Annotated in this window: 24 protein-coding genes; 15 read left to right on the top strand and 9 right to left on the bottom strand. The window is 40.1% G+C overall.

Annotation, left to right across the window (positions count from 1 at the left end; translation table 11 throughout):
- Positions 1-46 precede the first annotated feature (46 nt).
- The gene (locus tag ACYZ0U_RS15810; protein WP_461453510.1) at positions 47-949 is read right to left on the bottom strand and encodes a Nif3-like dinuclear metal center hexameric protein; all 903 of its coding nucleotides are present in this window, start codon (positions 947-949) and stop codon (positions 47-49) included.
- 100 nt (positions 950-1,049) lie between these two features.
- On the opposite strand from ACYZ0U_RS15810, the gene ACYZ0U_RS15805 reads away from it, so the two are divergent.
- Positions 1,050-2,591: an acyl-CoA carboxylase subunit beta gene (locus ACYZ0U_RS15805; protein WP_461453509.1), complete on the top strand. Its 1,542-nt coding sequence runs from the start codon at positions 1,050-1,052 to the stop codon at positions 2,589-2,591.
- A 115-nt stretch (positions 2,592-2,706) separates the two neighbouring features.
- Positions 2,707-3,396 carry a peptidase associated/transthyretin-like domain-containing protein gene (locus ACYZ0U_RS15800; protein WP_461453508.1) on the top strand — a complete coding sequence of 230 codons (690 nt, stop codon included), beginning with the start codon at positions 2,707-2,709 and terminating at the stop codon, positions 3,394-3,396.
- Between the two features lie 69 nt (positions 3,397-3,465).
- Here ACYZ0U_RS15800 and ACYZ0U_RS15795 read toward each other — a convergent pair whose 3' ends face one another.
- Together ACYZ0U_RS15795 and ACYZ0U_RS15790 are read right to left on the bottom strand one after the other, a co-directional pair.
- The gene (locus tag ACYZ0U_RS15795) at positions 3,466-3,642 is read right to left on the bottom strand and encodes a hypothetical protein (protein ID WP_461453507.1); all 177 of its coding nucleotides are present in this window, start codon (positions 3,640-3,642) and stop codon (positions 3,466-3,468) included.
- A 355-nt stretch (positions 3,643-3,997) separates the two neighbouring features.
- Positions 3,998-4,420 (bottom strand): hypothetical protein, encoded by a 423-nt coding sequence (locus ACYZ0U_RS15790; protein WP_461453506.1) that lies wholly within the window; start codon positions 4,418-4,420, stop codon positions 3,998-4,000.
- A gap of 151 nt (positions 4,421-4,571) precedes the next feature.
- On the opposite strand from ACYZ0U_RS15790, the gene ACYZ0U_RS15785 reads away from it, so the two are divergent.
- The 4 genes from ACYZ0U_RS15785 (at position 4,572) to mnmL (ending at position 6,491) form a co-directional block, all read left to right on the top strand.
- Positions 4,572-4,859 carry a hypothetical protein gene (locus tag ACYZ0U_RS15785; RefSeq protein ID WP_461453505.1) on the top strand — a complete coding sequence of 96 codons (288 nt, stop codon included), beginning with the start codon at positions 4,572-4,574 and terminating at the stop codon, positions 4,857-4,859.
- A 126-nt stretch (positions 4,860-4,985) separates the two neighbouring features.
- Positions 4,986-5,231 (top strand): hypothetical protein, encoded by a 246-nt coding sequence (locus ACYZ0U_RS15780; RefSeq protein WP_461453504.1) that lies wholly within the window; start codon positions 4,986-4,988, stop codon positions 5,229-5,231.
- 18 nt (positions 5,232-5,249) lie between these two features.
- A complete protein-coding gene (locus ACYZ0U_RS15775; protein WP_461453503.1) occupies positions 5,250-5,447 on the top strand; it encodes a hypothetical protein in 198 nt (65 codons plus the stop codon).
- Positions 5,448-5,531: 84 nt separating this feature from the next.
- A complete protein-coding gene (gene mnmL / locus ACYZ0U_RS15770) occupies positions 5,532-6,491 on the top strand; it encodes a tRNA modification radical SAM protein MnmL/YtqA (RefSeq protein ID WP_461453502.1) in 960 nt (319 codons plus the stop codon).
- A gap of 77 nt (positions 6,492-6,568) precedes the next feature.
- Here the strand turns inward: mnmL and ACYZ0U_RS15765 are convergent, their stop codons facing one another.
- From ACYZ0U_RS15765 to ACYZ0U_RS15755, 3 genes are read right to left on the bottom strand one after another with little or no spacing between them, the layout of a single operon-like run.
- Positions 6,569-6,808 (bottom strand): hypothetical protein, encoded by a 240-nt coding sequence (locus tag ACYZ0U_RS15765; protein ID WP_461453501.1) that lies wholly within the window; start codon positions 6,806-6,808, stop codon positions 6,569-6,571.
- Between the two features lie 50 nt (positions 6,809-6,858).
- Complete coding sequence (locus ACYZ0U_RS15760) at positions 6,859-7,896, bottom strand: AI-2E family transporter (protein ID WP_461453500.1); 1,038 nt, start codon at positions 7,894-7,896, stop codon at positions 6,859-6,861.
- Positions 7,897-7,950: 54 nt separating this feature from the next.
- Positions 7,951-8,571, bottom strand: a complete 621-nt coding sequence (locus ACYZ0U_RS15755; protein WP_461453499.1) for a hypothetical protein — start codon at positions 8,569-8,571, stop codon at positions 7,951-7,953.
- A gap of 143 nt (positions 8,572-8,714) precedes the next feature.
- Between ACYZ0U_RS15755 and rpsF the strand changes: the two genes are divergently transcribed.
- The 4 genes from rpsF to ACYZ0U_RS15735 all read left to right on the top strand — a co-directional run bounded on the left by rpsF (position 8,715) and on the right by ACYZ0U_RS15735 (position 11,065).
- Entirely contained in the window at positions 8,715-9,083 is a 369-nt protein-coding gene (rpsF, locus tag ACYZ0U_RS15750) for a 30S ribosomal protein S6 (RefSeq protein ID WP_461453498.1), read from the top strand.
- Positions 9,083-9,346: a 30S ribosomal protein S18 gene (gene rpsR / locus ACYZ0U_RS15745; protein WP_067054791.1), complete on the top strand. Its 264-nt coding sequence runs from the start codon at positions 9,083-9,085 to the stop codon at positions 9,344-9,346. Before rpsF ends, rpsR begins: the two co-directional genes overlap by 1 nt.
- A 14-nt stretch (positions 9,347-9,360) precedes the next feature.
- Complete coding sequence (gene rplI, locus ACYZ0U_RS15740; RefSeq protein WP_461453497.1) at positions 9,361-9,804, top strand: 50S ribosomal protein L9; 444 nt, start codon at positions 9,361-9,363, stop codon at positions 9,802-9,804.
- 94 nt (positions 9,805-9,898) lie between these two features.
- Positions 9,899-11,065, top strand: a complete 1,167-nt coding sequence (locus tag ACYZ0U_RS15735) for an MFS transporter (RefSeq protein ID WP_461453496.1) — start codon at positions 9,899-9,901, stop codon at positions 11,063-11,065.
- Here ACYZ0U_RS15735 and ACYZ0U_RS15730 read toward each other — a convergent pair.
- On the bottom strand, positions 11,058-11,411 hold the full coding sequence (locus ACYZ0U_RS15730) for a hypothetical protein (RefSeq protein WP_461453495.1): 354 nt from the start codon (positions 11,409-11,411) through the stop codon (positions 11,058-11,060). The two genes, ACYZ0U_RS15735 and ACYZ0U_RS15730, sit on opposite strands and share 8 nt — an antisense overlap.
- A 61-nt stretch (positions 11,412-11,472) precedes the next feature.
- Complete coding sequence (locus tag ACYZ0U_RS15725; RefSeq protein WP_461453494.1) at positions 11,473-12,549, bottom strand: acyltransferase; 1,077 nt, start codon at positions 12,547-12,549, stop codon at positions 11,473-11,475.
- 61 nt (positions 12,550-12,610) lie between these two features.
- Between ACYZ0U_RS15725 and ACYZ0U_RS15720 the strand changes: the two genes are divergently transcribed.
- The 4 genes from ACYZ0U_RS15720 to ACYZ0U_RS15705 all read left to right on the top strand — a co-directional run bounded on the left by ACYZ0U_RS15720 (position 12,611) and on the right by ACYZ0U_RS15705 (position 16,391).
- Positions 12,611-13,171 carry a DUF1543 domain-containing protein gene (locus ACYZ0U_RS15720; protein WP_461453493.1) on the top strand — a complete coding sequence of 187 codons (561 nt, stop codon included), beginning with the start codon at positions 12,611-12,613 and terminating at the stop codon, positions 13,169-13,171.
- A gap of 11 nt (positions 13,172-13,182) precedes the next feature.
- Positions 13,183-14,733 (top strand): hypothetical protein, encoded by a 1,551-nt coding sequence (locus ACYZ0U_RS15715; RefSeq protein WP_461453492.1) that lies wholly within the window; start codon positions 13,183-13,185, stop codon positions 14,731-14,733.
- Between the two features lie 62 nt (positions 14,734-14,795).
- Positions 14,796-15,158: a hypothetical protein gene (locus tag ACYZ0U_RS15710; RefSeq protein WP_461453491.1), complete on the top strand. Its 363-nt coding sequence runs from the start codon at positions 14,796-14,798 to the stop codon at positions 15,156-15,158.
- 219 nt (positions 15,159-15,377) lie between these two features.
- Complete coding sequence (locus ACYZ0U_RS15705) at positions 15,378-16,391, top strand: glycosyltransferase family protein (RefSeq protein ID WP_461453490.1); 1,014 nt, start codon at positions 15,378-15,380, stop codon at positions 16,389-16,391.
- 14 nt (positions 16,392-16,405) lie between these two features.
- Here the strand turns inward: ACYZ0U_RS15705 and ACYZ0U_RS15700 are convergent, their stop codons facing one another.
- Entirely contained in the window at positions 16,406-16,777 is a 372-nt protein-coding gene (locus tag ACYZ0U_RS15700) for a hypothetical protein (protein ID WP_461453489.1), read from the bottom strand.
- 147 nt (positions 16,778-16,924) lie between these two features.
- Here ACYZ0U_RS15700 and ACYZ0U_RS15695 point away from each other — a divergent pair, with 147 nt between their 5' ends.
- On the top strand, positions 16,925-19,579 hold the full coding sequence (locus tag ACYZ0U_RS15695) for a glycoside hydrolase family 2 protein (RefSeq protein ID WP_461453488.1): 2,655 nt from the start codon (positions 16,925-16,927) through the stop codon (positions 19,577-19,579).
- Positions 19,580-19,627 lie beyond the last annotated feature (48 nt).

Here is a 19,627-nt window from a genome sequence, read left to right as displayed (position 1 = left end):
TCTATAGCTGAAATGCCATATTACAAAATGCTAAATTAATTGCACATCAGGCGAATAACAAGGAGTTGCCGCAATCAACATGGGTTATTTTAATATGATTGAGCCGCTGCTCCAGCCATTCAGCCATAAATACCGATCCTGCTTCTTCGCTTGGGATGTGACCGGTAACTACTAAAGCAATCTTTTGTCCTTCGGCCCGGGCATCTCTTACATATTCAGCAGTTTCCCACTCGCTTATTTCGCCACACACTAAAACATCTGGCTTGTGTTTTTCAATCGCATTAATTTGCGACATTCCACCGGCAGCGCCCGGCATAAGTAGTACGTTTTTGCAAGGTTGGGTCAAGTCGCCAATATAGCGCACCATTGGCGTTCCTAATTTGGCTTTTAGCTGGTTTATTAAACTATGCAGGGTGATCTCATCCAAAACAAAACTATTCGGCCCTTGCTGATATTGTTGCCAACCCAATTTAGCAACTACCCCGGTAGTAACGCCATCGGGTTTAATGCTGTGTATATAATCATGATTGCGCCAGATGGCTATGTTATGCTTGGCCAGCAGGTCGGCTTTGTATTGATAAACTTCATTACCCTGTAACCACTTTACATCATCCACATGGTTATAAAAAGTAGGTTCGTGGCAAATGATAAAGTTGGCACCAAGCGCAATTGTTTGGCGGATCACATCCACTGTAGGAAACATCGCCGTAACCACACCGGTAACTACTATATCACGGCTGCCCGCCTTTAACGTATCAACTGTATTAGGGAAGGGAGAATTAGGGACAGTTTTGATGAACATATCCATAATTTGCCCAACGGTAACGCCCTCATCAAACTTAAAAAAGCTGTCGGCTTTGCTTAATAATGGTGTAGCTGCAATTGCGGCAGTTGCTATGCTTAAGTTGTTCAAAAAATTTCTTCTTCCTGTATTTTTGGATGATGTCATCGGTGTTTATATTACTTGGAAACCAAATGTAATTAAACCATTAAACAATTTTGATGCTTAACGAGTATTTTTAGCATCTTGCATATTATAAACCGGTACCGTGGATAATAAAGTTAAACTACTCAAACAAAAACAGGCCGAAGCCCTTTTAGGCGGCGGCGAGGCGCGTATAGAAAGTCAGCATAAAAAAGGAAAACTAACCGCGCGGGAGCGGTTGCACTTTTTGATGGATGAGGGTTCGTTCCAGGAGATTGGCATGTTGGTTTCGCATCGTTCTATTGATTTTGGGATGGAGAAAGAAAACTATCCGGGAGATGGCGTAATTACCGGCTACGGAACTATTAATGGCAGGCTGGTTTATGCCTATTCGCAGGATTTTACTGTTTTTGGCGGATCATTATCCGAAACACATGCCGAAAAGATCTGCAAAATCATGGACTTGGCTATCAAAAACGGCGCACCTTTGGTTGGTTTAAATGATTCCGGTGGTGCAAGGATACAGGAGGGAGTTAATTCCTTAGGCGGTTACGCCGATATATTTTACCGCAATACCATGGCATCAGGCGTGGTGCCTCAGATATCAGCCATTATGGGCCCATGCGCTGGCGGTGCGGTTTATTCGCCTGCTATTACCGATTTTATTTTAATGGTTGAAAATACCTCTTACATGTTTGTAACCGGTCCAAACGTGGTAAAAACTGTAACACATGAAATTATCACTTCCGAAGAATTAGGCGGTGCTACTACCCACGCAACCAAATCAGGCGTTACACATTTTGCTTGCGCGAACGAGATCGCAGCTATCCAGCATATTAAACAATTGTTGAGTTATATGCCGCAAAACTGCGAGGATAAAGCGCCGGCAGTTCCATACGATATGCAAAATGAATTGCGCCCGGTATTAAATAGCATTATGCCTGAGAATGCCTCTCAACCTTATGATGTACGTGAAGTAATTAACGAGGTTATTGATGCTGATAGTTTTTTAGAAGTACATAAAGATTTTGCCGAAAATATTGTGGTTGGCTTTGCACGATTAGCGGGTAGAAGTATCGGTATCATCGCTAATCAGCCGGCTTTTTTGGCTGGCGTACTCGATATTCATTCTTCAACTAAAGCAGCGCGTTTTGTGCGCTTTTGCGACAGCTTTAATATCCCGCTTTTAGTTTTTGAAGATGTACCGGGTTTTTTACCGGGCACCGACCAGGAGTGGAACGCCATCATTACTAACGGCGCTAAACTGCTCTATGCCTTTTGCGAGGCTACCGTGCCGCGTATAACAGTGATTACCCGAAAGGCTTATGGTGGTGCTTATGATGTAATGAACAGTAAGCATATTGGTGCCGATATGAACTTTGCCTGGCCTACTGCCGAAATTGCGGTAATGGGCGCTAAAGGTGCTGCCGAAATTATCTTTAAACGCGAAATAAATGCCGCTGAAGACAGCGAAGCCAAGTGGAAAGAGATGGAACAACTGTACTCAGACACATTTGCCAACCCTTACCGGGCTGCCGAGCGTGGTTTTATTGATGAAGTTATCGTTCCTGAAGATACGCGTATAAAACTCATACAAGCCTTTAAGATGCTGGAAAACAAGGTGGTAAATAATCCGCGCAAAAAGCATGGCAACATTCCATTGTAAAATTGAGCCGTAACTAGATTATAGCTGTTTTATTACAGAACTAATGTGTTAAATATGTGTTAAATTCGGAAAGGATATATTTTAATCGGTAGATTTATCCTAACCTATACATACTATGAAACTCAAAATTATCTCCGTTGCTCTGTTGGTTTTTATAACCGGTGTGGCCAATGCCCAAAATGCTTTAAAAGGCACTGTTGAAGAAACAGGAAGTAATTTAAAATTAAGTAATGTTTTTATTAAGGATGTTACTAACAAACAGTTAACCCTAACTGACAAAAATGGAAATTTCGAGATAAAGTCGGCCCCAAGCCATTTATTGATATTTACTTCACCAGGTTATATTAGTGATACTTTATATGTGGTGGATATGAACCCTAAGCATGTTAAAATGCAAATTATGAATATTGCTTTGCGCGAAGTGAAAATAAACGGTACGCGTACTGCTTTTGATCCTAAAGAAGAGTACCCGGAAGTTTATCAAAAAAGTAAAGTATATATATTATCGCCCACAACCTGGTTTGGTAAAGATTCGCGTGATGCACGGCACTTAAGGCGGTATTTTACAATGGAGCAACAAGAGGAAGAAATTGATAAGGTATTTAACACGGCTTATGTAAGTAGTTTAGTGCCGTTAAGAGGACAGGACCTGGAGGATTTTATGACACTTTACCGCCCTTCCTATTCATTTGTACATAACAACAATACGCAAACAATGGCAGTTTATATTAATGATAGCTACAAAAAATTTAAAGCTTTGCCTGCTAATAAACGAAAATTGGACCGATTATCAACCGACAATTAGGAAAGTATTAAACAAAAAAAGCCGTTATTTTAAACATAACGGCTTTTTTTTCTAGTTCTATTGCTTTGTTTAAGCAGCGTTGGGATAATCATTGCGAATGTTACGAACCTTTACAAGTCTTTTGGTTTTGTATCTTTTTCCCCAGTTATCAAAACTTCCGGTGGAAGCCAATGTGCACATCACGATGAAAAATAACATCGCCGCAACCACGAATACGTGTAATATGTCAATAAGTAAATGATGCATAATTTTATAATTAAATTCATATTCATGAAGGCAATAACCAAGCCTTAATGGCATTTAATAATTATAAAACTTTATTTGAAGTTAAAATATTATATAATTTGATTAATTTAACTTTATTTTAAATGTATTTATTTAAAATAAAGTTAAAAATGTATGTTAAAATATACAATAATTAAATTGAATTGATTGAAAGACTATTCAGCGCTTTTTACTAATAAAATATCTCATCCCCTCTAAAGCGAATTGCTTTGCGAAACGAGTTTTTATTGTTAAAGGATACAAGCACACTGAATATTAAAATGATCGTTATCATTCTAATAAACCATGCAATAGTCATGCCTTTAGATAGAGTGTCTTAAAACGGTATTTTCCAATTCCAATGGTGGTATCCGTATTGAAAAAGAAAGTAAGCGCCAAAAATTATCAAAAATCCTATAAGCCAAAGTGTTAGGCTTGAAGTCTCGTTTCCGGCTTTTTTAGAAAATTTCAGATACTGGCGCCTCACCTGGTTTTCTTTGCGTTGTATGGTATAACCGCCATTCTCCATAAAAATTATGCCCTCCAGAGTGACTTTGTATAAGCCCGGAGTGATTACTTGGATATGATGATCATTAGTTAGTATTTTCAAAATACGCTTTAGGTCGCGGGATTCAAGTGCACCCGGTTTTGAATATTTAATATATCCATCAATTGCTCTTATGCTAAGTTCATCATTCGAATGATCTTTTAAATATCCCAAAATAGCATCCATTTTTTCACTCGGCTTTAAAGATCTCATCGTAATTCAATTATATGTTTACTAAAGCAAAAGCAACGTTTTTAGTTTGTGTTATTAATATTTTATCGCAAATCCTAATTTCACATTTAGAAATAATTTAAACAATTGGGTAATTTAAAATGTCTTAAATGGAAAATAAAGACATCAAAACATGAAAAAACTTATTTTAGGGATATGCCTTTGCGCAGGGATAGCGCTGGCCGCCAGTAAAGATCAAACAGCGAACGCTTATACATTAAACGGGTCAAATATTTCACCAGCTATGGGTATTACGGGTATTAACGGCAATACCGGTGGTACAGGGATCATGGGAACAACCGGGAGTGTAGGGTCAACCGGTTTAACAGGTTCAACCGGCACTACTGGTACAATGGGCTCTTCAGGTTCAATGGGCGGTACCACTTCAGGTGGCGGCAAGGTGACCCCTCCAGTTAAATGATACATAATTACAAGAGCAGGAAGGCAAATAGCTTTCTTGCTCTTGTAATATTTAGAGATAAGCCAAGTTTATATTATTGCAAACATCCTGCCTTTTGCTTTGTAGTTCATAAAAACACAACAAACCATGAAAAAGATAATTTTAGGCGTATTTATATGCGCAGGTTTAGCCGCATGCCATGGCAATAATAAACCACAACCTGCTTATGCAGACTCGCCTATGATGACAGGTAAAGCCGACCAGGCAGGCACTATTAATGACTCTGCCCATACCGCTGCAGATGCCGACTCACAAGCTGTAGGCAAAAAGGATGGCGCGCCAACTGATACCGTAACAAATACATCAGGCTCAGGTAAATTCAGTAAGCAATAATCACTATATATTAAATTTATGAAAAAAATATTTTTAGGAATAGCATTTTGTGCGGGATTGGGTTTAAGCGCTTGCGGTAGCCACACTGCTACTAATGCTGCTGATGGAAATAAAGCCCTGTTGGATTCTTCCAAAAAAACACAGGACAGTACCAAAGCAGATACGGCCAAAAAACCAGACAGCACAGCCAAGGCAGATACAGGTAAAAAAATGTAAATTCTGCATCGGTATCAAGTTGGCAAACTTAAGCGGCTTACGATATTGGGTGAAAGCAAAAATCAAAGTTGTATCTTTGCAGCAATGCAAACATCAGAAACAATTGCCACGTGGGAGAAAGGCTATAACAATTATGGTCCATATCTTAAACAAAAATACCCCGGCCAGCGCGTGTTTAAGGTAATTGTTGATGGTGGCTTTACCTGCCCTAACCGCGATGGATCCAAAGGTTATGGTGGTTGCACTTATTGCAATGTAGATTCATTTACTCCATCCCCAACCCGCGATAATCCCGGTATAAAAGAGCAGGTGATAGCAGGTGTTGAGCGCGCCCGAAAAGGGAATAAGGCCGATAAGTTTATCATCTACTTTCAGCCCAATACCAATACTTATGCGCCAACACATTATCTCAAGGCTTTATATGATGAAGCGCTGAGTTATCATACTGAAGATATTGTCGGACTTAGCGTAGGTACCCGCCCGGATTGTATTGATCCTGAAAAAATTGCCTTATTAGAGTCCTATACCGACCGTTTTGATGTAGACGTTGAAATGGGTATGGAATCTATTTATAACGATACCCTTGCGCAGATCAACCGTGGTTGCAATCATGATGATTTGATTAATGCGCTAAAGATGCTGGAGCACAGCAAGCTTGATGTTTGTGTACATACCATTTTTGGCTTCCCCTGGGAAACCCATGATCAGATGCTGGCTTATGCGCATGAGATCAACCGCCACCCGCAAATAAAATTTACCAAGCTGCATCATTTACATATTGTAGAAGGTTCGGTAATGGGTGTGAAATATAAAAAGCAGCCATTTAAGCTTTTTACGTTGGATGAATATGCCAACTTTCTGTGTGATTTTTTGCCGCTTTTAAGGCCTGATGTAATTATCCAGCGCTTGTTTGGCTTAAGTGACCTCGATCTGCTTATCGCACCAAACTGGCAGCTTAAAAAGTCCGAGATCCAGTACTATATCGACCAAAAGATATTAGAAAGAGGTGTGGTGCAGGGGAGTAAGTACAGCCCGATAATTTAGAAATGGAGATCGGATTTTTTGAATATCGAACAATAAATAAAGCTTCATCATTCGATATTCAATGTTAATTTTCAACATTAAAAGTCATCATCCGGAAAATGATCATCTTCATCTTCATCCAGGATATTGTCTTCAAGATCGATGTCGTGCTTGTCGGCCTTTTCATCTAAAAGATCATCAAAATCTTCGTCTTCGATATCATCCCAGCCGGCATCGGTATCGGCGTCGTCATCTTCAATGTCGTCATCATCGCCAGGCATTAGGGAGGTAACCGGTTCAAACTCAATGGTAGCAGTTTCGTGTTCAGTAAATAACATAAAAGGTAAAATTTGATTTGTTTTTCGCAGTTTAAATCATGCGCAATTTATCATTTATTTATTTCCTTCACATATAATTCATCAATCAAAATTATAATAATTGCCAGCAGCGGAACTGCCAGTATAATACCCAAAGCGCCCGATAACGCACCCATAACTAACTGACTAATCAGCGTTAAGGCAGGCGGCATATTGATGATTTTCTTTTGAACAAGAGGGGTTATAATGTTGCCTACAATTGTTTGTGATACAATATATATGAGTGATACAACAATAGCCGTGTTGGTGCTTATGGTAAGCGCCAATAAAACCCCGGGAATCATGGCTACTAAAGAACCGATGTTAGGTACCAACTCCAATAAGCCGGTAATTAAAGCCAATGCCATAGCTGCCGGTATGCCCATAATGGTTAATCCACCGTAAATTAAAATGGTAATGAGTACTATTGATACCATCATTCCTTTCAACCAGCCTTTGAGCGACAGGCTTATGCGGTTGATGATGTGCTTACCCAATTCCTTTTTTGGTTTTGGGACAAGCAATAAAATGCCATTTTTATAGGTTGATGGGCTTGAGGTAAAAAATATACCCAACAAAAGTATAATGTAAACATCGCCCAGCACACCAAAGCTTGTACTGAAAAATGTTTGAACGGTTCCCATTAGCTTATCTGAATTATCACCTGAGAAATTTTCCAATACTTTTTGCCCCAGCGTAGTTTCGGATAATTTAGCTTTGGCGGTACTAACGGTATGGGGCAACGTATTGCTTAGCTGGGATATCTGTACCTCTATCTTGTTACCCATAAACCAAAGCATGCCCCCGAGGATTAAAAAGGATACCGTAATAGATATAGCCATTGCCCATACGCGCGGCAAATGGGTAAAGCGCTGTATCACATCGCCTAAACCATGAAAATAAATGGCTATCAATGAGCCTGCAAGTGCCATCATGAGTACGTTAAATGCGACCCGGGCAATTAAAATGGTGCCTATCAGCAATGCCACAATCGCTACCGTATGCCATACCTTTTGAATATAACTCAATTCTTTTTTGATGATCTCGGTTGCTTTTTTTTCTTCGGCCATAATAGGGTGGGGTATTATGCTAATATTGTAAAAGAGCTAATTGTTTTAAGGTGTTTATAAAACCTCAATACCGGTTATCTCTTTAACTTTATAATAACCTTTAGCCTGCGGCAAATAAACCTCGATATCCTGCCAGCTGATTTTTAATTTTTTACCAATGTATTTAGTGGTTTCGCCCATAAATTTCTCTGAACCTGCGAATTGCCTTAACCAAAGAAATGTTTTTTCGTTGCCGCTGCCGTCTGTCAAAACAATAAAATTAAAGCCCTTATTGTTTATTCTCTTAAACGTCCCTTCCATGGCATTAACAGGCGGTATATCATCATCAGTTTTTCCGCTCATTTTTACGGCTAACGTTAAAAAACCGGGGCACTTTTCTTTTACCAGTTCTTTCCCTATCTCAACGCCCAGCTCATGCATCGCCTGCTTGTCTTCCATATCAACGTGCTTTTCGGCCGCCAAGTCAACAAGCAAATCTGATTGCGCTAAAAAGCATTTCATAAACGCATCTGTAGCTTCTTTAGCAGTAGTTAGTTTTGATTGATCGATGGTGCCAATACAGCTACACAAGGCACCTGTTAGTTTGCGCTCAACAGGGCCTGAAGCTGTTGTTTGTGCAAATGGCTTTTGTGTTAATACAAATAATAATAAGGATAGAAGCAGTATTTTTTTCATGAAAAACAGGATTGTGTGTGGTGTAAGTTTTTTATTTTTTTAACGCCTTAAATTACAATTATAAATCATTTGAAAAAATAAAATATTCTTCCTACATTTGCAGCCCCGATATACCGGGTAAATAATTAAAAATCAATTTAATAATGCAACAGTACGAAATCGTTATCGTTCTAACCCCGTTGCTTTCAGAAGAAACTGCTAAAGAGGCTATTGCCAAATACAGCAAAGTTTTAACTGATGGCGGAGCCGAAATTGTCCAGGAGGATAATTGGGGTTTGAGAAAATTAGCGTACCCAATTCAAAAGAAAACAACTGGGTACTACCACTTAACTGAATTTAAGGCTCCGGGTGAATTAATTAACAAATTGGAGGTTGAGTTAAGGCGCGATGAGCGTGTTTTGCGTTTCCTGACAATTGCTTTAGATAAACATGCCGTTGCTTACAACGACAAAAAACGCAGCGGTGCTTTTAACAAAAAGCCGGCAGCTAAAACAGAGGAGGCAGCAAGATAATGGCAAACGATCAAATTAAATACGTTACCGCTCCAAAGGTGGAGGATAACCGTAAAAAATACTGCCGTTTTAAAAAGAATGGTATTAAGTATATAGATTACAAAGACGCTAACTTTTTATTAAAGTTCATTAACGATCAGGGTAAAGTATTACCTCGCCGTTTAACTGGTACTTCGTTAAAATTCCAGCGTAAAGTGGCTCAAGCCGTTAAACGTGCACGCCACATTGGTTTATTACCTTACGTTACAGATTCATTAAAATAATAGGAGATTAAGAAATGGATGTTATTTTAAAACAAGATGTAAAAAACCTGGGCGATAAAGACGATGTAGTAAGCGTTAAACCAGGTTATGGCCGTAACTACCTTTTACCTAAAGGCTACGCCATATTGGCCACTGTAAGTGCCCGCAAAGTTTTAGCTGAAAACCTTAAACAGGCTCAGTTTAAACAAGAAAAAATACGTAAAGATGCTGACGCTATAGCTACCCGTTTGGAAGGTGTTAAACTTACCATTGGTGCTAAAGCCGGCGAAAGCGGTAAAATATTCGGTGCTATCAATACTATTCAGCTTGCTGATGCTTTGAAAAAAGAAGGTTTTGAAGTTGACCGTCGTCGTATTACTTTTGATACAGAGCCTAAATTTGTTGGCGAATACGTTGCAAATGTAAACCTGCACAAAGAAGTAAAAGTACGCGTACCGTTTGAAGTAGTAGCAGAGTAATTTCGGATATCGGAATTTCGATTCGGATTTTAGAATTATAAAATTAAAAAGGTGTTTAGCTTTCGCTAAACACCTTTTTTGTTAATTTAACCTCGTGATTAAATCATCCCAATCCCCAAAAACCATACGCATCGCTACTGCCGCGTTTTTCTTTATCTCAGGGTTTGGTTATACCACTTGGGCATCACGCATCCCATCTATCCAGCGAGATCTACGTTTAAACGAGGCTCAATTGGGTACAGCTTTATTCGCCTTACCCGTAGGCTTATTGCTCACCATGCCTTTAACAGGCCGTTTGCTTCGAAGCTATGGTAGCAGTCGAATTATGTTATTTGGCGCCTTAATGTTTAACATAATGCTTGGCCTGCTGGGCTATGCCGTGCATTATTGGCAGTTTATACTGGTACTGCTTTGTTTTGGTTCATCACGCAACTTGCTCAATCTGTCAATGAATACCGAAGGTGTAAGCGTACAGAAATTATATAAAAAATCAATTATAACCACCTTTCATGCTATATGGAGTTGCGCAGGCTTTGCAGGTGCAGCCGTTGGATATTTAATGGTGACTACCCGCGTAATGCCGGTTTGGCACCTACTATCGGTTAGTACAACTTTGGTAACATTATCTATTTGTTTCTTCCCGTTTACGTTAAATCAGCCGCCGCAGCAACTGGAAAAAAAAATTCTTTTTTCACTTCCGGATAAAACGCTGATCAACCTGTCGCTCATCTGTTTCTCCTCCATGGCTTGCGAAAATATCATGTACGACTGGAGTGGGATCTATATGGATAAAGCAGTACATGCTACGCACGCAATTGCTACAGCAACATTCGTGGTGTTTATGACGATGCTTACCTTATCCCGTTTCGCCGGAGATAAAGCAGTGAGCCGTTACGGAGTGAAACTAATAATGCAATGTAGTGGTTTATTGATATTTGTTGGATTTTTACTCGCGGTGTTTTTTCCTTACGTACCCACTACTATTATCGGGTTTGCTTTAGTAGGAATAGGTACATCATGCATAGTACCGTTATGCTTTAGCGTAGCAGGTAAATCAACAACAATGGCTAAAGGCCCTGCTATCGCAGCGGTATCAACTGTCGGTTACCTCGGTTTTTTAATAGTGCCTCCTACAGTTGGTTTTGTAGCCCAGGCGTTTAACCTGCGCTGGTCGTTCGCTATTATTGCCTCGCTGGGCGCGTTAATTGTTTTGATGGCTTCCAAAATCAAAAATGACGCTGCCGAACCTATAGTTATTTAAACACTATCTGATCCGGATGATAAATCAAAACCTCAGGGTGTCCTTTGTATAATGAAGTATCGCCGGTTACACAGATATGTTTGCCTTTCAAACCATCATAATTTAATTCAATCTCTTTACCGGTAACTACCACAGTAAACCGCTGGTTAGGGTATTCGCCGCCCATATTAAGCATGGTAACAGTATCACTCAATATTTTAAAGGAATAAACCGTTTCGCACATCGTGATCTTTTTGCCTACATGCTTTACAAACTGGTTAACATTATAATTTTCTGGCTTTTGCTGGGCCTGAGACTTGATAGCGAATGCCGCAATTATTATAAATAGAAGTAGAAGCTTTTTCATGTTCGATGATAATATCTCTAACTACAAATTTCAATAGTATTTGTTTATACCCGGCTAAACGTTACATCGCTACCCACCTGCCAAAGGGTACTTTACTTAAAATCCAAACTAATAAGAATGACAATATATAGCAGATGAGTGCGGTAAATGGTATGCTGATCAATGGCGTGCATAATTTATAATCAATATTCAAGTGATAATCAGGGTCGCCGATAATGTTTAATATAAAAGCATGACTTAAGTAGATCCCGTAAGTATAAGTTCCGGCGAAACTCATGAGTTTTTTGATTTTGGATGATAACCTGACCGTACTTAACCTGAATACCATGAATATACTGCCTGACAAGAGAACAATCAACGGGCTTATCGGCTCATAAAATAAAGTACTTAAACCTTTAGAATTTAAACAGGCAAAGTATGTGCCTACTATGATAATGGCCAGGCTCAGAACAAATAAACCCCCGAACCGTTTAGCGTTAAGCCAAGCCGGGAATTGCTTAATTGAAAGGTAATAACCCAAAACTAAATATCCGATGTAGCCGGTAATGTAGTGGAAATCTATCTGCGGGTTATAGCGCGACATATAGGGCTGGTTAATGATCATCACGCCCAACCATAATATTAGGAAATAGAGCAATTGCGTTTCGGTAGCATTACGAACGAATTTGCTGAGTATCGGGATAATGAAATACAAACCGATCAGCATGTAGACATACCAAAGGTGATAGGATGCCCCGAACTTTAACTGGTGAAGCACTATCTTCACATTCATCCAACCATCGCTGGTAAAAGCAATATCTTCATCAAACCAGGCGTAAGCCACGTAAACCAGGCTCCAAAACAGGAACGGCGGGATAATTCGCCACAATCTCCTTTTCAGAAAATCACCCAGCTCGTAATCGCGGCTTAAAAGCAATGCTCCCGTTATCATTACAAAAACCGGCACACCAAAACGAGATAGGGCGTTATAAAAGTCGGCTATTAACCAATAGCTGTCAGGCACCTTGCCGTAGGCCATCAGCATGGGCGATGTAGTGTGCAATATCATCACCAAAAACATAGCCAGTATGCGCAAGTGGTTTATCCAGTCGAGCTGTTTGGGTTTGTTGGGTGATGGAATTGGATCGGTGGTAGACATTAAGCCGTTAAAAGTTTTTTAAAAATAGCAATATTAGGTTTAGTGATGGTATTTTAGTAGCATGGAACTGAAACTTTTTATGCTGATGCTGGGATGCGTGCCGCCGGGCAGGCACATTGAACAACACGATATTTTCTTTGCCATTGGTGAATCATTAACCCAAATTGTTCCTGATATTAAAACCTTTTGGCCCGAGCCGGAACGCATTCACATTGATGCCTGGCGCGAGGTAATCTCGGTTGAAGGCTATAAAATAAATATCGTTGCTAAAGAAGATCCCGTTACATCTGCAGAAACAAAAAAGCTGTTCTTCATTAACCTTGGCGGCTACCAGCCCTATAAGTTTGAAGAGCAGCATTATGTAGTGCTTACTATTAAGGATAACAAAGCACAGGCAACAGCCGAAGCTAAAAACACCCTGTTTTACCAGCAAAATCATTTTGCGGGCGCAACCTCGCATATTGATGATAAGTACGGAATAGATGTTGATGATCTATACCAGATAGAGGATATTCTACCGGCTTCGCAAAAAGCTAAATACCGGATTGAGGTTGCTGCAGCCGATAATTTGGTTGAAGATGAATTGCACTTGGGTTATTTAAAATTGAGTTCGTTGGAGTAAAAAAATCCGTTATGCAAAAACTTGCCATCTTCCTGTTGCTGTTAACGTTTGGATTAAAAACCAACGCCCAGCAAAAAAATACCAGCACTTTTAATAATATGCTTGGCATCAATGCATTTGAATGGGATTTTTTGCAGGATCCTAAAAATCCTAACGATCAAAGCAAGATTTATGAGCCCAAGATGGAGATCATCAAATCCTTCGCTGGTTTCAGGCATTACCTCGACTGGCAAAAGATAGAGCCCAAACGCGGCAGCTTCACATTCAACCCAACGAATAACGGCGGTTGGAACCTGGATGTGATCTACCAGCGTTGCAAACAGGAAAATATTGATGTGCTGGCTTGTATTAAGGGCTGCCCGGATTGGTTGCTGGAAACCTATCCGCTAAACTTGCGCGATGGAGAAAACATACCAATGCCATTTGGTGCAAAACGGGATGACCCCGCGTCATATATTGAGCAGGCGAGGGCTGGCTTTCAATTTGCAGCAAGATACGGCATTAATAAAAATATAAATCCGGCATTGGTAACAGTTGATAATAAACCACGCTGGACAAATGACCCGATCAATATTCCTAAAATTGGCCTCGGCTATATCAAATATATTGAATGTGATAACGAACGGGATAAATGGTGGAAAGGCGACAAGGCCCATCAAACAGCCGAAGAATATGCCGCCAACCTATCCGCATTTTATGATGGGGACAAAGGCAGGCTCGGAAAAGGAGTAGGAGTTAAAACCGCTGATCCTTCAATTAAAGTAGTAATGGCAGGCCTTGCCAAACCTGATCCTAATTATGTGCAAGCAATGATCGATTGGTGCCGTGTGCACCGCGGCTATAAGGCTGATGGTAGTGTGAACCTTTGCTTTGATGTGATCAACTATCATTATTACGCCAATAACGCCCGGCCCGGTTCAACAGATATGAGTACCGAAGGAGTAGCGCCGGAATTATCACAGGCAGGGCAAATTGCTGAGGTCTTTGTGGCATTAGGCAAACGTTATCACCTGCCGGTTTGGGTAACCGAGGCAGGTTATGATGTTAACCAGGGGAGTCCGCAAAAGGCTATAGCTATCGGCAACAAAACAGCTTTACAAACACAAGCAGACTGGACATTGCGCACCTCACTTTTATACGCACGGCACGGCATTAACAAAGTTTTTTATTATGAGCTATTTGATGATAACAGTGCTAATCCGACGCAATATGCATCTAGTGGCCTGGCTGATAAAATACCATTGACTCGAAGGCCGGCTGCCAATTACATTTATCAGGCTAAGCACTTGCTTGGTAGCTATACTTATAAGGGTACAATTAGTAATTTCCCCATTGTTGATGTTTATCGAAATGGTAGTAAAACCATATACGTACTTACCGTTCCTGATGAGCAAGGCAAAACGAGCATTTGTGCATTGAATTTGGGTAACGCAACAAAAGCCATTGTTTACCATCCCGACCCATCAGGTATTAGCATGGAACAAAGTACAGCAACTGCTACTGATCATAATTTAAAGATTAAAGTAAGCGAGACTCCGGTATTTGTAGAGAAAGTAAATTGATTAATTTTGGTATATATGTTGCTCTTGAAAAATGGATTAACTATCTTTAATAAAAAACCTTTATGAAAACATTCCTTATTTCCCTGGTACTCATATCAGGTTCTTTAATTTCCAAAGCTCAGTTTGCCAATACAAAATGGACAGGTACTATGATGGTACCCAGCGAGCAACAAGTTGAACTCTCTTTTAAAAAGGACTCTCTGTACATTAATATTGAAGAATCGCCTGTTGAAAGCATGACGTATAAAGTAAAAGACAGCCTGATAACTGTAAATAAAGTCGACGGAAAAAGCCCGTGTGAATTAGGGCCTTTCACACTTAAATTCTCCTTACAAGGCGATAAGTTATTTATAAAAGATATCTCTGACAGTTGTGACGAGCGCAAAAATGCCTGGACATCAGATCCTTTCACTAAGGAGAAATAGCTGGTAGGTTAATATTATCATCGTCCTTTCATAATAAAAACTTAACATCACGGTAATATGTTAATCGCACTTTTGCGGCATATTATTTAGGCGATATTATTACAAGCTCGTTCTTTATTCCCAAATAAGATCAGTTATTAGTTAAGATAAGGAGAGTTCATACTCTCTTTATTTTTTTATATCAATTATTACTCTCCGCTTTTTATACTAACCAAATATATGAGGATACTCTACGCTATACAAGGTACTGGTAATGGGCACTTAAGCCGCTCAATGGACATTGTTCCCCTGCTTAAAAAAATGGGTGATGTTGACGTGCTTGTTAGTGGCACACAAGGCGACCTGTCGTTACCATTCCAGGTTAAATACGTATTGCATGGCTTTGGTTTTGTATTTGGCAAAAAAGGAGGGGTCGATATTTGGGCTTCGTTCCTGAAGTCCCGTTTTCGCAAATTCATCAATGAAATAAATACCCTGCCAATTGAAGATTACGACCTGATCATAAATGATTTTGAACCGGTATCAGCCTGGGCGTGTTATATGAAAAACAAACCTTGCATAGGTTTAAGCCACCAGGCTGCCGTATTGTCAGAGCATGCTCCCAAGCCTGAAGATACTGATGTGATGGGCAGGCTTATCCTCAAAAACTATGCACCGGTATCAGCACAATTCGGCTTTCACTTTTCACGGTTCGATACCAATATTTTTACCCCTGTTATCCGCCAGCAGGTCCGCGATCAAACGATCGAAAACAAAGGGCACTATACGGTTTACCTGCCTGCTTATGATGATAAAAGGCTGGTAAAATACTTATCGGAATTTAAGGATGTAAAATGGGATGTTTTCAGCAAGCATAATAAAAAGACATTCAAACATAAAAATGTTTCTGTTCAGCCAATTGATAACGAAAAATTTATTAAAAGTATGGCTGAAAGCGCCGCTGTACTTTGTGGCGGCGGTTTTGAAACACCTGCAGAAGCTTTATTTATGAAGAAAAAGCTATTGGTTATCCCAATGAAAACCCAGTATGAGCAACAGTTAAATGCAGCTGCTTTAAAGCAAATGGGTGTGCCGGTTGTAAAAAGCCTTAAGCCTAAACACAACGATATTATTTTAGATTGGATAAATAACGGCAGGGTGATTCCGGTTGATTACCCGGATACAACCCAGGCCGTACTTGATCTGTTGTTTGAAAAACATGGGCAGGGTGCGTTTAATCCTGCTAATATTTAAAGCAAATTTTTTTTCTATTTAGCGTTGGTATCCAGTTTAATATTTGCCGGGTCGGATAATACAATTTCCGGTTTGCCTTTAAATTCAATAATGGTACCTGTTACGCAAACGTTTTTGTCTTTATAGTCATCTTCCGGTTTGCCGGTAAATTTGCTGCGGTCTTCGCTTTTAATCACTACAGTTAGTAATTGGTTTGGATGCGCGGCGCCCATATCTAAAAAAGTTATGTTTGGCCCGTCAAGCAATTTTGTGCCGAAAACCTTACCGCAAACGGTAACATTTTCATTAATATGCTGGGCAACTTCCTTAACAGCAATCATTTTCTGTGCCGATGCGGTAAAGGCAAATAACAGGGCAACCGAAGTAAGTAATAATATTCGTTTCATGGTATAAAGCTATTGATAGAAATTAACATTTTATAAGACGGAATGATTTATTTTAGTAAAAATATAGATAGGTTAGCTAAAACGATTTTTGTAGATGCTTTATTTTTTCTAATTTCCGTCATTCAACCAAAAAACACCGTTATTCTTATGCTTTTTAAAAAATACATTACCTGCACCCTGCTATCATCCGCGTTAATACTAATGCTTCAAAGCAAAGCACCGGCACAAGAACAATATGAGTTGAATTCCGGTTGGAAGTGTCAAAAAGCTTCTGCGGTAACAATTAGTGGCAGCCAACTATCAAAAAAAGATTTCACTTTAAGCGGATGGGAAAATGCGACAGTGCCAGGTACGGTTTTAACTACACAGCTTAACAACAAACAAGTTCCCGATCCATTCATTGGGATGAATAATGAGCAGATCCCTGATATTTATAGGATAGGCCGCGATTATTATACCTATTGGTTCGTAAAGGATTTTAAAGAATTATCCCCACAAGGCAATAACCAGGTTTACTTAAATCTGCGTGGGGTAAATTACAGTTATAATGTGTATTTGAACGGGCATCAGTTAAATTCAACACTGCATTCGGGTATGTTTTTAAGGGCGACCTACAACATTGGCAAATGGTTGGCTAAGGATGGTAATAACCGCCTTGCAGTAATCGTTTATCCACCGGATGTTGTTGGTAATCCTAACGGAGGCCAGGGTGGTGACGGAACAATTGCCCGCGGTGTTGGCATACAATACACCGCGGGATGGGATTGGATACAACCTATAAAGGACCGTAACACCGGTATTTGGGATAAGGTTACTATTACAAAAACCGGCGCAGTAAGAATTACAGACCCACATGTGATTACTTTAGTTCCGGGCGTGCGTCAGTCAGACGGTCCGCAACAACCCGCAATTATCCAGGTATCAGCACAATTAGAAAACCCAACTGCTTTACCTGTAAATGGTAAGTTGCAATATATTATTGATGGGCAAACCGTAACTAAACAAGTTACTTTGAAGCCTAACTCGGTACAGCAAGTTCAACTGAGTGATTTTAGCTTGAAAAATCCTAAACTTTGGTGGCCTAACGGTTATGGTCCGCAGAATTTATATGATCTGAAACTGGAATTTATTGCTGCTAATAAAGTATCAGATAAACATGATATTGAAATAGGCGTAAGGCAAATAACAAGCGAGCGTAACGAAAAAACAGAGAGTCGCCAAATAAACGTTAACGGGCAAAAAATATTTATCAAGGGTGGCGACTGGATCGTATCTGACGAGATGCTGCGCTTTAGCGATAAGCGTTATGATGCGGAGGTGCGTCTCCACCATGATATGAACCTGAACCTGATAAGGGTTTGGGGCGGCGCTTTGGTTGAAAGGCCGGAGTTTTACGCTGCCTGCGATAAATATGGGATGTTGGTTTTCCAGGATATGTGGGGATCGGGTGATTGTAATGGTAGGTGGCAGGACCCGATGAAAAAGGATGACCAATGGACGCGCCGTCAATACCCCGATGATCATCAATTGTACGTTAAATCGATAGTTGACCAAATAAAGATGATCCGTAATTATCCATCACTGGCGATATGGTGTGGTGGTAACGAGATAACCCCACCAGAGGATATTTTACTTGCACTGCGCGATACCATTATGCCGAAGCTTGATAATACGCGCTGGTTTGTGGATTATTCTAACTCCGAGGATATGTCGCGCAATGTTTTGGGTGATAATGGTGACGGGCCTTACGGGATACAGCCCTTGTCGGTTTTCTGGGATCATCGTACATTTCCGTTCAACTCTGAGGTAGGTTCTGTTGGGATAAATGATATCGAGTCATTTAAAAGGTTTATGCCTGCTACCAATATGAAAGCCCCTGAATATGATGAAGCAACAGGAAAGACTAAAACTGATTCGGTATGGGAATACCATAAATATATTGGCTATGACGCACCGATCACCAAATACGGCAAGGCTAAAAATTTAGAAGATTTTGCTGAAAAAGCACAGCTGGTAAATTATGACCAGTATCGCGCTTTAATGGAGGGCTTTAGCTCGCACATGTGGGATTGGTATACAGGCGTGATTATCTGGAAAACACAAAACCCCTGGACGGCGCTGCGTGGGCAGATGTATGATTATTACCTCGACCCCAATGCCTGCCTTTATGGATTACACCATGGCAGTGAACCTTTACATGTGATGTGCAACCCGACCGATGGGATGGTGATGATTGCCAACAATACCTTTAAAGCGCAAACTAATATGATGCTGGTTGTAAAAAGCTATACCATAAGCGGTAAAGAAGAATTGATAAGCCAGGTTTTTTCAGACGTTAATCCTGCAACTACCCGTAGGTTCTTCAGCATCAAAGAAAATATGGATGCGCTTGCTAAAAATGGTGGCGGGTTTATCGATCTTGAACTTTTAGATAAGGACAAGAAAACCATCAGCCAAAATATTTACTGGTTAGCGGATGATAAAGGGGAGTATAGCGGTATACAGAAATTACCCGCATCACAGGTTCAAACTTCGGCTAAACAAATCTCCGCTGGAAGGATCGCGATTACTTTAACTAATCCGGCTAATGCAGCGGTGGCATTTTTTAATCGCTTGTCATTGGTTGACGCCCAAAGCAATAAACGTTTACTACCTGTTTTTTATAGCGACAACTATGTATCGGTTTTACCGGGAACAGAAAAAACGGTGGTTATTGATTATGATAACGCACAATATCCAAACATGCCATTGGTAAGTATAAGTGGCTGGAACTTGTCCCCGCAGACAGTCGCTATCCAATAACCTACCTGAAAAATCTTACTAATTTGAACGCCTTTGTGTTAATTAGTA

This window comes from Mucilaginibacter sp., from assembly GCF_965225845.1.
Taxonomy (GTDB): Bacteria; Bacteroidota; Bacteroidia; order Sphingobacteriales; family Sphingobacteriaceae; genus Mucilaginibacter.
This window is presented reverse-complemented; position numbering and strand designations above follow the sequence as displayed.